Source organism: Streptococcus sp. HMSC064D12, from assembly GCF_001837205.1.
GTDB classification, from domain to species: Bacteria; Bacillota; Bacilli; order Lactobacillales; family Streptococcaceae; genus Streptococcus; species Streptococcus salivarius_D.
In genome coordinates this window covers 10,602-13,033 of the sequence record NZ_KV831725.1, presented here as the reverse complement: position 1 = coordinate 13,033, position 2,432 = coordinate 10,602, and the positions used below count along the sequence as shown (strand labels likewise).

At 32.6% G+C, this 2,432-nt stretch carries 3 protein-coding genes; all 3 read right to left on the bottom strand.

The features are described 5' to 3' along the window. Positions 1-201 precede the first annotated feature (201 nt). Positions 202-921: an ABC transporter permease gene (locus HMPREF2697_RS01940; protein WP_070849403.1), complete on the bottom strand. Its 720-nt coding sequence runs from the start codon at positions 919-921 to the stop codon at positions 202-204. Then, entirely contained in the window at positions 914-1,750 is an 837-nt protein-coding gene (locus HMPREF2697_RS01935; RefSeq protein ID WP_070849401.1) for an ABC transporter ATP-binding protein, read from the bottom strand. The genes HMPREF2697_RS01940 and HMPREF2697_RS01935 overlap by 8 nt, the downstream gene beginning before the upstream one ends. 72 nt (positions 1,751-1,822) lie before the next feature. After that, a partial coding sequence (locus tag HMPREF2697_RS10645; protein WP_257375231.1) for an XRE family transcriptional regulator occupies positions 1,823-2,432 on the bottom strand: 610 nt, incomplete at its 5' end.

Below are 2,432 nucleotides of genomic sequence, written 5' to 3'. Positions count from 1 at the left end.
CTTCACGAATTCTTTTTCCAATCTCGATTTTAATCTCTTCAGACATCTGTATTTCCTTTGAGTTTTAATTATATAATAATATACCTTAAAATCATGTGAATGAAAAGACTCCAGGGATTTGTCTTTTTATGGTTAGAGAAAAAGATGGGGAATAAACAAAATAACCATCTAACACTCAGTTTAGATGGTTGTGGTTTGGAATTAGGATATTTTTCGTAATCTCTTAGATTGTAGAATGGTCAGTGTAGCAAAGAGGAGCAACCAGGCTAGTAGAGAAAGTGAGCTTGCTATTTGGTCTTGCCACTTAAAGCTTTCAAGCTGGCTTATAGATTTTGTGAACAATCCCATATAACTGTACTTCGTGACATTATCGAAATCTTTACTAATCCCTGAAAGCATTGGAATAAACATACTAATCATTGATACTGGAAGGCTAATTACTTGGGCAGATACTTGAGTTTTACTGATTAATCCGATGAAAAGATTAATCAGCATCATTACTAAAGCTGTAGCAAGCGAGATGATAAGATAAGGACCATAATTATTTTCAATATTAAGTTCGAGTATTCTCGGAATAGCAGTTGTCATAACTAAGCTAATAAGCACTGGATAAAATAAAACTGAAAGAATATAGTTTTTACTGTTAACACCACTTAAAAGCAAAGTTCTTAAAATATTTTTTTCCTTTTCTTCGGAAACAATAGTACTGATTGGATTTCCAACTGATAAACTCAAAGATAAAGCTAAACATATGCCTAATAGATTGACTTTCATTGAGTTTGTTAGAGTACCTTGAATCTCATAGATATGTTTATATAGAAAAGCAAATCCCAAAGGAAGAATAACCTGAAGAACCATACTTTTATTAGATTTAATGACCTTTTTTCTAAGCCAGATCAGAGATTTCATTTGGTTAAGCATTAAGTTTTCCTCCTGTGAGTTGAATGAAGATGTCTTCTAAAGTTGGTTCACATGAATGAATGGTCTGTAGATTAGGAGTAACATTAAGATTATTCAATTCAGAAAAGGGCAGAATGTTTTCACGACCTGAACAATATGTAACTTTTACCATCTTATTTGTATTATATTTCTGAATAAGTTCAGCAGGTTTACCTTCTTCGACAATCTTACCTTTATTTAGAAGTACAATCTTATCGCACAAAATTGTAGCCTCGTGCATGTCATGTGTCGTCAGAAAAATGGTTGTTCCTTGTTGTTTTAGTTCTTCAATAAGAGAATGAATGGTTTGAGACGTTGATGGATCTAGTCCAGAAGTAGGTTCATCAAGAAAGAGAACTTTTGGCTTGTTTATGATAGCTCTCACTAAAAGCATCCGTTGTTTCATCCCTGTAGAGAGCTTTTCTGCCAAGGTTTTACGATGGTCATAAAGACCTACACGTTTTAACAAATCATCAACATACTCTGTCGAAACATTATAGAGTTTTGCGAAGAATAGAAGATTGTCATAAAGTGTCAATTTTTCATAAAAACCACTATTTTCAGTGATTAAACCAATCTTTGACAAATCATCTTCTTTTAACTGAAGGGATGATTTGCCCAAAATATAAGTTTCTCCCTGACTAGGAGTGAGTTGACCTGTTAAGATATTGATTGTTGTCGTTTTACCAGAACCTGATGGTCCAAGGAAACCTAGAATTTCACCTTTTTCAACTGTGAAGTTTAGATTTTCTATTGCTTTATATTTTTGAAATTCTTTGCTTAACTGTTTTGCTACGATAAGGTTTGTCATATCTTGCTCTCTCCTATTTGATTATATGAATGAGTATAAACAAAATAATAACGAATCAAAAGGACATCTATGTCACTTTGACTCGTTACTTGTATCTAAATCATTTTCCATTTCCATTTTAAGATTTTTGATGAAGACTTGGTCACCAAAAGCTTCGGCTAGTACGGTAGCTGTATTATAGAGCTCGGTTGCTTTATCTCTATTGTTCTCATAGAATAGATAATATTTCGCTTCAAAAACAAGTACTGCGGGTTTATAAGCTTGTTGAAGTGTCTTATCAATAAGAACATACATTTTATCAACAACACACTTCATTTCTTTATAGTCATGATGCATTACATATATCCCAGCTATAGCTGATAAAGCACCTATCAGTTCAACATTAAACAGCTCTTCACCTTGTAATTCTTGATTAATTAATTTTCGTCTAAATTTTTCAATTCTCTCTTTATCATAGTCATAATCCTGACATCGAAATGCATAGTATGAAATTAATAGAAGGTCATTTAAGGAATATGCTTCTTTTTTCAAAGCTTGAACCAAATAGTCTTCAAATATAGATTCAATAAGACTTTCTTCCTCACTAATCATAAAATTCAGGGTTCTTTCAATGAGATCAATAGCTAAAAGCTCGTCCTCTGGTAGCACATCAATATAGTTGTCGTAGAGTTCCTCAATATCT

Coding starts and splice junctions, on each gene's coding strand:
- HMPREF2697_RS01940 (WP_070849403.1), bottom strand. CDS start 921: ATGCTTAACCAAATGAAATCTCTGATCTGGCTTAGAAAAAAGGTCATT.
- HMPREF2697_RS01935 (WP_070849401.1), bottom strand. CDS start 1,750: ATGACAAACCTTATCGTAGCAAAACAGTTAAGCAAAGAATTTCAAAAA.